Below are 12,389 nucleotides of genomic sequence, written 5' to 3' on the forward strand. Positions count from 1 at the left end.
GGCCGGAAACGGCCGGAATGGAGCATCTTGATGTCTGACCTGTTTGCTTTGCCTTACCCTGTTCTGCCACATGAACTGTCCCGTTACGCTTTCCTTTTTGATATCGATGGCACGCTTAGCGGGCTCAGGCCCACGCCCGGTGAGGTTCAGATTAATGACACCGTAACCCGTTTCCTGGCTTTTCTTTCACAACGCAGCATCCCCTTCGCCCTGATATCCGGACGCAGCATACTGGACATTGACACCCTGTTTCTATCACATGACGTTCCCTGCGCAGGCGTCCACGGGGCCGAGATACGCTATGCAGATGGAAAATATGAGCGGCTTGCTATATGTGGCAGTGACGTTGCTCACGTCTGGGAGCGCCTCAAACTTGCCTGTATGCGTTATCCGGCCTTGCGCCTTGAAAATAAACTCATTTCATTTGCTATTCACTTCCGCGATGCACCGGAACTGGCAGCAGTCGCGATGTGGACAGCCGCCTCTCTGGCCGAGCTGTATCCGGACACCTTTGCAGTTCAGCACGGTAAATTTGTCTGCGAACTCAGGCCCGTGAAAGCCAGTAAAGGAGCGGCCGTTGAAAAGATGATGATGTCACCGGCATTCTGCGGCAGAACGCCTGTCTATGTTGGCGATGATATTACCGATGAGACGGCATTCAGGGCAGTCAATGAAATGGAAGGTTTCTCAGTGAAGGTCGGCGCTGAGGAAACGTCAGCAACGCACAGGCTTAAAGATGTCTGTGGTGTTCACCGGTGGCTCGATGGCTTAATGGCCAGTGCCGCCGCAGGCTGCAGAGTGCCCGCGCAGGGCGCTGATAAACGCTCTTCTTGATATAATCAGCAGTACCGAAACAAACAGCCCGGCGGTCAGCGCCGATTCCGGGCTGAAATATATAGCCACAGAGCCTGTATAGATCCCGGAGCACAGCCCTCCGGCAGTCAGCATAACGAGCGCAATCGTTGAAAGTAGCGGTGCACGTGATGGTCTGGAAGCCATGGCTGTGGCCATCACAATGGGTAATACCCCGCCAAGCGCAAAACCCGCTGCAAAACTGCCTGCACCCAGTACTGCCGTTCCTTTCCCTGCCAGAATTGCACTGATGCCTCCCAGCAGTATGATGTCATCCAGCAGAAGCAGCCTGAATTCAGGGTGGCTTTTACCGGCAAACATGCTACCTGCCCTTCTCGCGAGCATTCCTAATGAAAACAGCGATATAACGTGATTGGCTGAAACCTGAGGGATACCCTTGCTCATTGCATACGTTACCAGCCAGACATTCTGCTGCCACTCAATAAAACCAATTGAAAAACAAACAGTTGCGTAATTTATAAGGGTTTTTTTCGAACCTGTAGCGTCAGACTCCAGTGAAAAAGAAGTCTTTTCTCCCGTCGATGGAGAGACCTGTCTTTCCACTGCATATGACCGGAAAAACGTCAAAGCGAGAGGAATCATTAGGAAGGCTAAAGTGATATTCGCAAAAGAGATGGCTTTAAAAAATATCTGCCAGGGATAATTGCTGTTCATTATTATGTTGATCAGCAAAGGGGCGAGAAGGGTTCCAGCACTGAATGAAAAATCAGCAAAGCTCAGTACTGCCTGCCGTCTTTCAGGGAAAAACCAGCTGACAGAAGTATGGCAGGAAGTGAAAATTATGCCACCTGCAGTACCAGTTATACAGTAGAGAAAACAGAATAAAAAAAATGATGGCGTAACGGACAGGCCGAAAATAGCTACAGAGGCCACGAGGCATGCAGAAAGGAAAAGTGCAGAAAGCTGAAATCTTTTAAGCAGACGGGAGGTGATATAAGACCCCAGGCAAAAGCCCGAGGACCACAGAAGAAAAACCTGACCAGTAAGAGGTAATGGCAGGCCAAAAGCCTCGCTGATCTGCGGGAGCAGTGGTCCGATGCCTGCTCCCAGTAATCCCCAGCTTAATAGCAAAAAACCTAAAAAAAACAATAAGCCACTTCTGCTATCAGACATCCGGATTGAAATGCCTGACGGTTTCACCTGTTAATTTATCTTTTTCGGTAGCAGCCAGGAAAGACGTCAGAAGCCCCGGAAAACGCGCCTCCAGATCTTCTTTACGTAACGAGAGTAAATTTTCGCGACCCGACGGCGTTTGCCAGATCACTCCGCTATCCCTCAGCACGCGCCAGTGATGCGTCAGCGTGGATTTTGATACGCCTTTGAGCACAGATCCGCAGGTGTGCTCACTTCCGTCAGCAAGAACACGTACAACCGTCATACGCATTGGATTGCCCAGAGCAGCAAGCACGTGCTCCAGTCTGATTTGGTCTCGGTCCGGATGGTGTCTAATCATTAGTGCCTTCTTAACGTACGTAGGTACGTAAATTATCAAACATATTGCCGGTTTTGTATATGTTTTCAGCACGTCAGCTTCATTTTTTGTGATGCATTTCCCCTTGCCACGGTCGTAAAGCTGTTGACTTGTGTTTAAAACATGCACTGTTATCTATTAGCGATATTAATATGCGTGATTATTACTCACGGGGCGATAACGGGAAACAATACATAAAATTAACAATTTATTTTCAGCCGGCAACCATGTGAATCTTTTTCAGTCAATATTTTTTATCAAATAAATCAATTGGTTATGTTTATTTTGTTTTTCTGGCACTTTGTTGACACAAAATTACATTCTGGTTATTTGTATATGCGACTGTACTAGTGAATATGAACAGTAGTCTTTTCCGGTGTCGCTCTGTTCATCCTGGTCGCTGATGACCTTATTCACTTTCATTTTCTTATAGGGAGATAACAGTGAGTTATATACAGCGCCCGCTGAAGCCTGAAGTTCAGGATCAGTTGATCAACGTTGAGTCGTTGCATCAGATTATTAATGAGTATCGCGATAAGGGAGACAAAGATCGGCGAACCCCCGCCGCAGTAATGGACGCGCTGATGGAAGCGGGCGTTCACCGGATCTGGGTTTCAAAAGCCTTTGGGGGCGCTCATCTGAGCCTTCCTTCAGGTATGGCCCTCATTGAATCTATTGCCAGACAGGACGCCTCTGTCGCCTGGCAGATGGGGGTGCAGGGAGCACTCAGCCGGCTTTCCGATTACCTGCCGGAATCTTCAGCCCGCCATATTTTCCAGGATCACTCCAGACTCATCGTGGGTGTGGTTGCCCCGAGTGGAAAAGCAGAGCGGGTCGGAGGGGGATTTCTGCTGAAGGGCCGCTGGTCATTTGCCAGTGGTTCAGCCCATGCGGACTGGCTGGCCTGTGCTGCCGTTGTGACTGAAAAGGGCCAGCCGGTTATGACGGATGCCGGTCCGCTGACCCAGATGCTTTTTGTTCCTAAAAAAGATTACCGGCTTATGGATGACTGGTATACAACGGGGCTGCGGGGTACCGGCAGTAATTCTTTTGAAGTGAACGACGTGTTCGTGCCTGACGAATTTACTATCCCCGGCCCCGATTTACTGGCACCGCCACCGGAACGGCCGTCCCGCGCATTTGGCATTGGCTATTACGACTTCGGGCCTTTTACGTCCGCACCGACCACGTTAGGCATTGCGCAGGATGCACTGGAGTCTTTCAGGGAAATGGCGGTTTCGAAAGTGCCTCTCGGTGGCAAAACTCCATTAAGGCAGAGTCATACCGTACACGAAAAAATTGGCTATGCCTGGTCTCTGCTGCTGTCGTCCCGGTTACTGATTGAGAATGCCGCCTCACATGCGATTCAGGATGGGTACTCAGGGCAGCGACTCAGCGCGCTGATCCGTTTATCTGCATCAACAACAGCCCGTAATGCGAAAAAAATTGTTGATATTGTCCACACCCTGTCCGGAGCAACCTCAGTATATGAGGGGGACCGGCTTGAAAAATGTTTTCGCGATATTAATACAGCCGTAAAACATATCACCTTAGCCCCTGCAAGTATTGAAATGGTTGGCCAGTTTATTATGGAAGAAGAACTGCTGATCAGACGGTAGTAAATAAAATAGAAAGTTAACAGTTGGCATTTTAAATAATGAGGGTTCACCATGAAAACCATGAAAGCAATCAACCTTGTCTCGCCTAAAGAAACCGCACTGGTTACTATCCCGGTTCCGGAAACGCCAAAGGATGGCTTGTTGCTGAAAACAAAGTGCGTTTCAATCTGCTCAACAGACATCTCCTATTTCGAAGGTTATCTTTATCCTTCTGAATATCCGATTATCATGGGGCATGAGTTCCTGGGTGAGGTTGTTGAAATTGGCGAAGACTACAAAGATAACAACGTAAAAATCGGTGACCGTATTGTGTACTGGGGGCAGACAGATTTTGGCGGTTTTGCTGAATACCGTACGCTCCGTCCCATTTTTTCAGGGCAGGTTAAAAAAGACGAGTTCTGGACAGACCGTTATTTCTGGGATGATCATCATGCATCAGCCGTCAAAATTCCGGATGACATGGATGACCTTGTTGCCCCATTAATTGAGCCGACAACAGCTGCGATGCGCGCGATTTTAACTCACCCGCCAAAACCTGGCGATAAAGTTCTGGTACTGGGAACGGGCCCTATCGGTATTATTGCCGGCCAGATCATCAAGAAAGTTTTTGCTCCACACAGCATCGTTTCCATGGATAACAACCCTATGAGAAACGAGCATGCTGAAAAGTTCTTCTCAGAGAAGGCGTACCTGCCTGAAGAAATTACGGAGATGGTTGAAAACAATACCTTTGATTATGTTTTTGATGGCCTGCCGACTATCAAGAACGTGGATGAAGAATGCGACCCGCGCCGTATCGCCATGAGAAAAATCGTGCCGCGCGGTCAGTATCTGTTATACGGCGCTTCTCAGGCCATGCAGAAGTTCGACAACTGGCTGATGCTTTCTAAAGGGATCAACATCAGCTCTGCTCCCTTCGATGTGCAGAGTTTCCCGATGCACAAAACAGCTAACGTCATCCAGTCTGCATTGCAGATGATCCACTCAGGCGTTGTAGATGCCAAAGGTCTTATTTCAACAGTATGTCCTTTTGAAGACTACGGTCGCCTCGTAAAAATCTTCGAAACGTACCGTTCCACCACACAGCTTAAAACGGTTGTTGATTTCCGTTAATGATCGATGGCGCAGGGGATCCCTGCGCCAGTCCGCATTAGCCGTCATTAAGGTGAACTATATGTCCCAGCCTGAAACCCCGGATGCTTTTATTGAACATCGTCTGAGATCTGCAATGAGTAATACATGCAGCTCAGTATATATTGTTTCCTCTGGTTCAGAAAATGAGAGTAAAAATGCCATAACCATTACCTCATTCACGTCTGTTTCTGTATCGCCACCATTAATTTTGTTCTGCGTTAATAAAAGCTCGCGTTTCGCCAGTTTAATTGAGCGGAGTGACACTTTTGCCATTAATTTTATCCACAATGATCAGGTTGAAATTGCTCAAATCTGTAGCCAGTCCGATGTCGAAGAGAAATTCAGGCAGAAAGGATGGCTTTATAAAGGCGGCATTCCTTATCTGAAAGATTCGAATCACGTGCTGTTCTGCGATAAAACGTGCATCGAGGAGCAGGGAACGCATCTTGTCGTGTATGGAAGCGTTAAAGAAGTAGAGACCGAAAACACTAAAGACTCACTGCTCTACTATAAGCGGGAATATGCCGTTATTCCGGATATAACTACTGCGCTATAAGGATATAACTATGTCAAAACTTGTGGTGATTTCAAACAGAACTGCAGACCCTGATGAATCCCGCTCCGGGGGGCTGGCTGTCGCTCTCTGGAGCACGCTGAAACAGTCAGGTGGTACGTGGATCGGCTGGGATGGCCGTGTGTGTTCACATGATAATCCGGACATGACCTGTCGCCGGGCAGAGGGCGTGGATTTCTTTACGACTGAGCTGACCGGACAGGAATATAAAAATTTTTACATTGGCTATGCAAATTCTGTTCTCTGGCCGGTTTTTCATAATCGTACTGACCTGGCTGAACATGACCCGGAATTTAAGCTTTTCTATGAAAGAACCATCCGGCGTGTTGCGTCCTCCTGCTTCATGCGAATTTCCGCCGGCGATGTGGTTTGGGTCCATGACTACCAGATGATCACCTGTGGAGCAGAATTACGAAAAAAGGGGATTAAAAACAGCATCGGTTTCTTTCTTCATATTCCTTTTCCACCACCTGAGCTAATCAGATGCATACCCGATCACGCCTGGCTTATCACCTCTTTACTGAGCTATGACTTGGTAGGCTTTCAGACAGAAAAAGATTTCCAGAATTTTCAGAAATACATCCTAAATCATACGGATGCAGAGTTGATCGGAGAAAAGACTTTCTTCTTCAAGGGCCGTAAAATCAGGGCCGGAGTATTTCCCATTGGCATAGATACCGGAGAGATTTTGCAGGCTCTTGAATCCGAACGCAGCCGGGAGCTGAATGAGAGGTTCCGCCGGGAGCGCACCGGTGAGCTGATCGTTGGCGTTGATCGCCTGGATTACTCTAAGGGACTTCCGCAGCGAATCCATTCTATCAGGGAATTCTTTGCGCGGTGCCCGGATAAGAAGAAAGCCGTTTCGCTTCTGCAGATTGCAGCTCCAAGTCGTGAAAAGGTAACCGCGTATGAAAAGCTGAGCGAAGAAATGGATTATCTCAGCGGGAAAATTAATGGCGATTTAGGGGACATGCACTGGTCACCGGTGAGTTATGTCCACCGCAATGTCGAACGGGATGATTTACCTGTCATATACCGAAACAGCAGAGTAGGTCTTGTGACGCCTTTGTGTGATGGCATGAATCTCGTTGCTAAAGAGTATGTTGCCTCTCAGGATCCTGACAATCCCGGTGTACTGATTCTTTCTGAATTTGCCGGCGCAGCGCATCAGCTTGCCGATGCGCTACTGGTGAACCCGTTTGATGCCGGTGCGACAGCCCGTGCAATTGAAAAAGCGCTGAATATGCCTCTTGAAGAAAGGAAAAGCCGCCATACATCACTGATGCGATCGATCCTTGATCATGATGTTCACTGGTGGTGCGGTGAGTTTCTGAACAGCCTTAAAGAGCAGGAAATATGGATGGTTGCCTGATAAGTGTAATGATCTAACGGGCGGATACAGGGATTTTTTTCCGGGAAGGATGAAGCCCCCTGTTCCGGGTTTGACTGGATCCGGACCCTGAAAAACAGCGGTCACGCTAAAATAAGCCGCCGGAAGTTATATGCGGTGAGGCATGAAACTATCCGGGTCTTGCAGAGGCAGATCCGGCACTCCCTTAAACTCCCGTATATCTGTATCAGTATCGCAAAAATTGGCTGAGAGGGGGCAGAACCCGGCGATGGCTGACGACCGGTAATCCCTCTCAGCAAATCTGCCTGTTACTCGGACAGCCGGATGACCCGTCCCTGAGTAAAGGGCTGACACCGGGCTGAAGCCTTGTTCAGTTCGGCCGCTTTTTCTTTATCATAATCCCTGTCCCAGGGCACAAAGCGGAGCATATTTCGGTAAGGTTCCCTTACCGACTCGGGACACAGAAGCTTAACGTTGTTGAGTGAATAAACCATAATCCCCTTCACGCTGAAGGTTTTTTCCCCCGTGATCCTGACTCTGTGCCATTCATCATTACTGAAATTCCAGGCCGGTATATTGGCATTATCAATCTGAAAACGCCGGGTTTTCCAGTCCGAAATACCTGCCAGCGCCATTGTTTTATCAACCAGCACCGGGAAAAAGGACGGTACGTACATACTGGTCAGAAGGGACCAGAGTATAACGGTAATAATTCCGAACCTTGTCAGCCAGGCATTGTTTGTGACCGCCGGATCGGTAACGACATACACTGCGCCCGGAAACAGCAGCAGCATACCCAGCCCTGATATCAGCACGGACACTTTCAGCATCATTATGATGCTTTCTCCGGCCACTTTATGGTCTAACCAGCCGACGACAGTGGGCAGACCGAAGGTGAAAAACAGGATGATAACCAGAAGAAGAAGTGCGAAGGTGCCCACGTACAGCTTGAGGGCTGTCCTGATACGGATTCTGGCAGTCTGATATTGTTGGGCAATTCTCACTGCCTTTCTGAGAAATAAATAGCTGATCAGAAATACAGACATAATTCCTCCCAGCAGGCATGCCCAGCCTGTAAGCGTTTCATGCTCCGGGTACCTGTCTGAAATAACGGACCAGCCGAAAAAGCAGAAAACCGCGACAGGAACTGAAAACAATGCGGACAGCGCTATTCTTCTTTTTATATCCGTATAGTTAGGTAGACTCGACACACATCGGGGTACGAAGAGGCTGAAGATCACCGAAGGCAGAAAGAAAATAACGGCAAAGGCGGCGAGGGTCAGCATCATAAAGATGAACACAAAATTAAAAAGGCCTGAGACCGAGAGGTTCTCGGTGAACAGAGAGGCATTATCAAAAGCGCCAAGATAGGTTCTGATAATGACAACAGACATTAATGGCGGCATCAGGCTGATGAGCCAGGCTGGTTTATTCATTGATGCTCCTGAGTGAGGAAATCCGTCAGGGTAAATTATCCTGTCCAGGTAAAACGGTGTTGCAGAACAGGATGCGGCTTAACTACAGATCTCCGTACAGGGCGCGAAGTTCCGCCAGCACAGGTGCCACGTCCGGCGCCGCCACCGCCGCCAGTAGCCCCGCCTCCAGCGCCAGGTACTCTTCCGTCGTCATGGCGATGTGGATGCCGTCCAGCCCCAGGATCACCTTCTCTCCTTCACCGCGCGGGATATACAGCGATACCAGACTATCCCGCGCGTTCCAGTCGTACGTGACCCCGGCCCCGGCCCGGGCCTGCATGTAGCGGACCAGCGCGCTGAACACGTCCCATCCCTGCGCCAGCGACATCCGCCCGGCGGTCACAAACAGGCTGAACTGCGGCGCCAGCCAGGCCTGCCCGGGCAGCTGCGGCTGCCGGTTTCCGCGTGCCTCCGCACGCAGCATGACGTCAGCCACCTCAGCGGTCAGACACACGTTGTCCGTGACCAGCCCGGTCACCGCCGCCCAGGCCTTCATACCCTCCGAATCCGGCTGCTGCGCCCGGATGACCAACGGAAAAATGACCTTCAGGCGTGCCGGCGTACAGATGCGGGCGATCGCCTCGTCGGGAAAGGCCTTCAGGTTCAGGGCGCCGGAGTAAAGCGGGCGCAGCAGAAACTCGGCCCAGGTGGTATCCACCCCGTGCGGCATGGCCGCCATGAACGCGTCCGTTTCGGCGCGGTAGTTTTCGCCCGTCAGGTCAAAGGCCCGGTTAATGTAGTAGGTGTCAACCGGGATGCCGTTTTCAGCGGCGTACACCAGTGCGTCAAAGGTAATGCCCAGCAGCGCCTCCATTACCGGCCAGCTCATGAAGGCGCTGCCGGTCTGGCAGGCCGCGTGCGCCTGCGCAAACAGCCAGCGCAGCTCGGCGGGCTTCACCGTCTGGCGGCCGAACGTTTCCCCGCGGACCACCTTGCGGTAAAGCGCCTCCCGGGTCCCGGCGGGATCGGCCTGCAGGGCAAAAAAGGCATCGTCCGGGGAGGTGGACTTCAGCGCGCCGTCGAGGAGCCGTTCGGTCAGGGCGTTGACCGAAGTGTCCTCGACCGAGGCGCGGGACTTCAGGCTTTCAATGAGTTTTTTCGGGAACCGTAATGTCAGCTGACTCAGCATGAGGCTTTTTCCTGTATCGCTTATTAATCAGATATCAGAATGCATGAATATTTATAAAAAATCATCCACCATGTAAAAATGACATGATGTCATTAATATGCGGTCACAATGCTTTCAATGGGTTCTTCAGGTTCAGATCCGGAAAAAGGCAAAGTCAGATCCTGTTAGTCCTGTACCTCAAAAAGTCATTACTTGTGAGTCGGATTGAACAAGGTTGAACGGCTGGTCATGTTAAATCTCCTCCTGACATGTCGGTGACAGTACAGCACTGTTTAAAGCTTAAAAAGTATGCTGGCTGGACAGAATCCACCGAGACTCAGGCCCCGGATAAATCCTAAAAATATTTTTATAAATGCTGCTAGCGAACGGGAGAACAGATTAATCCATTTATGAAGAATATAAAAATGCATATGAGAAATGTGGTGGAACCAAAAAAATCACGCTTAATAAGTTCATCTTCAGTAGATAACTCTGTGTTAACCAGTCCCTGAAAATTTCCACTGAAAATTAACATATCACAACTGGTTAATTAAAAAGATAATCATATGCAAATCACAATAAAGCATTTTGAAGTTGTTTTTATTTTCGTTTAGATTCTTGTCTCGTTTGGCGTGGAATATTTAATTAATGAAACCTTCAGATGAAACGGAAAACTCTATGGGATGCTTTAATTTTTCATATTTTTATTTTCCTGAAAGATCGAGAGATAATCTGAGAGCCTTTGTCGAAAATATTCATGCTGAGTGTCCTGGTCAGACTCAGAACAGGTATCTCTCAAGAATTCGATTCCATATAGACAAAGGAGAAATGAAAAATTTTTTCCCTGAACTCGTTCATCAGGAACCATTTCTTCTAAAAAATCTCCCTTTGTTTGATGATATTGAGCGTTCAAAAATACTACTGCTTATCATCGGAGAAACTGTCGGACGCTGTGTTGCTTATTCCGAATATAACCAGAGTTACATAACTGATATTCGTCCTACACCGACATCTGCAGAGCTTAGCAGTGGAACTGAGCTGCTTTCGATGCACAATGATTTAAGTTTTGCCTCTGATCACTGCCGGCCCCAAAGGCTTGTTCTGTTACCTCATATCTCAGAAGGGAACATCCCCAAAACACTTCTGGCCACTTCACAGGACATTAAAAACGAACTATCGCCAGCGGAAATAAGCCTGCTCAGCGACGCTGTTTTTGAAATGCGTGCAGGCGGAAAGTTGTTATGGCCGAATGAGGAGATCAGGAAACTCAGAATATTTGATAAGAAAGCTGATGGCAGCCTGCAAATAAAGATGAATTTTTCAAATATCCGTCCTGCTGCCCATCTTGATAGTGAAAAGTTTGTCCAGGCGGAACAGGCTCTGGAAAAACTTTCGAAAATAGCGCTCGATATCGGCCTCAGGGACGGTCACCCCATATTGAAAGGGGAAGCGCTCATTATACCTAATGACTATACGGTCCACGGCCGGGACGTTTTTGCATCAGATGATGTGAAAAGACTTCTGCTGCGTTCTTATGTGGTATCGCAGGACATAGTAGACGCGCATCACGGCAATACGATGCTATCCCTCCGTTCCTGAGCACAAAGGAAGGTTTATGGAAAACGTACTGATTATAGGCGGGGGCCATGTGGGTTCCACTCTTGCAGTGGATATGTATGGCAGGCGACATGAAACGAATATTGATCCTCATCTGATTGTTATAAAACCGGATAATCATCCCTTTTTTAAGGAAAACGCTCCGCTTCAGTTCAGCATGGAAAATATCCTGAGCGGTGAAACCCTCTCCGCTTCTTTCCCAAAGAGTAATCTGCACCATTTCGGAAGCGATCTCAGTGGCCTTTTCAGTAAGTGTGCCGCCGTAATACTGACGGTGCCTGACATTCCCGTTCTGAGAGAGAAACTGCTGCAGTACATTCAGGCGAGTCCTATGCCGGCGGGTTCGACCGTTGCATTTGTCAGAGCCGGTCAGGGCGGTCAGATAGCGCTGATCGACAAATGGCGCAAAAATGCAAAGCTTAGAAGTATGCATTTGCTGCTCGTTGAAGACAGCTTTTACGGGACCAGGTGTATTAACAGTATTATTGAATTTAAACGAAAAAAAGTTACGCGAGTTGCAATTCCGGGCGATGACCGTGTCAGTGCCCTGTCATTATGCGAGCGAATTTTCTCCGGCCATGCGATTGGCCCTGAGGAACACAGGTTTGAGCTTGTTCGCCCACTCGATCTGCAGTTTGACCCCCTCGGCTATATCATTCATCTGGCCGTAGCCTTCGATTCGGAAAACCTGATCAGGACCCGACGGGGTGAGCAGTACCTGCATTACAGCGACGGGGTACATGAAGGAAACTCAGACCTTATCGAAGCCCTGGATCGCGAAAGGGTAAAACTTGCCGGGGCATTTGGAGCCCGGACCCGTCTTTTTACGGACATGCTTACTGAACAGTACGGAATTCCCCAGCAGAAAACGTTTCTCGCGATGATAAAGAGCACCCGAAGTATCTATCGTTCACTTTCTGAGCCCTCTTTAGGCAGGCTTAAAACCGGGCGCATCATCAGTGAAGATTACCCGGGGCTTCTTACTATGAACTGGCTCACTTCAGTCTCCGGGGAAAACTATGCCAGTACAAACCAGTTTGTCAGTTCGATTAATGAAGTACTGACCGCGCTACAGGTGAAAACCGATCACCTTAAAGGCTATCAGCAGTATCTTGACTCACTGAAACTTAACAAACAGAGCATTACTGATCTTCTCAACTAAATATA

General features: G+C 48.9%; 11 protein-coding genes. 7 read left to right on the forward strand and 4 right to left on the reverse strand.

Features of this window, described 5'->3' with window-relative positions; all coding sequences use genetic code 11:
• Nucleotides 1-30 precede the first annotated feature (30 nt).
• Nucleotides 31-834 (forward strand): trehalose-phosphatase, encoded by an 804-nt coding sequence (gene otsB, locus NR195_RS01450; RefSeq protein WP_256843947.1) that lies wholly within the window; start codon nucleotides 31-33, stop codon nucleotides 832-834.
• Here the strand turns inward: otsB and NR195_RS01455 are convergent.
• Together NR195_RS01455 and NR195_RS01460 are read right to left on the reverse strand one after the other, a co-directional pair.
• Entirely contained in the window at nucleotides 769-1,986 is a 1,218-nt protein-coding gene (locus tag NR195_RS01455; RefSeq protein WP_256843948.1) for a sugar MFS transporter, read from the reverse strand. The genes otsB and NR195_RS01455 overlap by 66 nt on opposite strands.
• Entirely contained in the window at nucleotides 1,979-2,326 is a 348-nt protein-coding gene (locus NR195_RS01460) for a helix-turn-helix transcriptional regulator (RefSeq protein ID WP_033781278.1), read from the reverse strand. The genes NR195_RS01455 and NR195_RS01460 overlap by 8 nt, the downstream gene beginning before the upstream one ends.
• 461 nt (nucleotides 2,327-2,787) lie before the next feature.
• Between NR195_RS01460 and NR195_RS01465 the strand changes: the two genes are divergently transcribed.
• The 4 genes from NR195_RS01465 to NR195_RS01480 all read left to right on the forward strand — a co-directional run bounded on the left by NR195_RS01465 (nucleotide 2,788) and on the right by NR195_RS01480 (nucleotide 7,043).
• Entirely contained in the window at nucleotides 2,788-3,963 is a 1,176-nt protein-coding gene (locus NR195_RS01465; protein WP_256843949.1) for an acyl-CoA dehydrogenase family protein, read from the forward strand.
• Nucleotides 3,964-4,014: 51 nt separating this feature from the next.
• Nucleotides 4,015-5,076 (forward strand): zinc-binding dehydrogenase, encoded by a 1,062-nt coding sequence (locus NR195_RS01470; protein ID WP_256843950.1) that lies wholly within the window; start codon nucleotides 4,015-4,017, stop codon nucleotides 5,074-5,076.
• Between the two features lie 61 nt (nucleotides 5,077-5,137).
• Entirely contained in the window at nucleotides 5,138-5,653 is a 516-nt protein-coding gene (locus tag NR195_RS01475; protein WP_256843951.1) for a flavin reductase family protein, read from the forward strand.
• 10 nt (nucleotides 5,654-5,663) lie between these two features.
• Nucleotides 5,664-7,043, forward strand: a complete 1,380-nt coding sequence (locus tag NR195_RS01480) for a trehalose-6-phosphate synthase (RefSeq protein WP_256843952.1) — start codon at nucleotides 5,664-5,666, stop codon at nucleotides 7,041-7,043.
• A 287-nt stretch (nucleotides 7,044-7,330) separates the two neighbouring features.
• Here NR195_RS01480 and NR195_RS01485 read toward each other — a convergent pair whose 3' ends face one another.
• Together NR195_RS01485 and NR195_RS01490 are read right to left on the reverse strand one after the other, a co-directional pair.
• The gene (locus tag NR195_RS01485; protein WP_256843953.1) at nucleotides 7,331-8,458 is read right to left on the reverse strand and encodes a hypothetical protein; all 1,128 of its coding nucleotides are present in this window, start codon (nucleotides 8,456-8,458) and stop codon (nucleotides 7,331-7,333) included.
• A gap of 82 nt (nucleotides 8,459-8,540) precedes the next feature.
• The gene (locus NR195_RS01490; RefSeq protein ID WP_256843954.1) at nucleotides 8,541-9,626 is read right to left on the reverse strand and encodes a hypothetical protein; all 1,086 of its coding nucleotides are present in this window, start codon (nucleotides 9,624-9,626) and stop codon (nucleotides 8,541-8,543) included.
• A gap of 627 nt (nucleotides 9,627-10,253) precedes the next feature.
• Here NR195_RS01490 and NR195_RS01495 point away from each other — a divergent pair.
• Nucleotides 10,254-11,204, forward strand: coding sequence for a hypothetical protein (locus tag NR195_RS01495; protein WP_256843955.1), 951 nt, complete (start codon nucleotides 10,254-10,256; stop codon nucleotides 11,202-11,204).
• 16 nt (nucleotides 11,205-11,220) lie between these two features.
• Complete coding sequence (locus tag NR195_RS01500) at nucleotides 11,221-12,384, forward strand: NAD/NADP octopine/nopaline dehydrogenase family protein (RefSeq protein WP_256843956.1); 1,164 nt, start codon at nucleotides 11,221-11,223, stop codon at nucleotides 12,382-12,384.
• The last annotated feature ends 5 nt before the right edge of the window (nucleotides 12,385-12,389 follow it).

This window comes from Pantoea sp. Ft-CA_14, from assembly GCF_024520875.1.
Classification (GTDB): domain Bacteria; phylum Pseudomonadota; class Gammaproteobacteria; order Enterobacterales; family Enterobacteriaceae; genus Pantoea; species Pantoea agglomerans.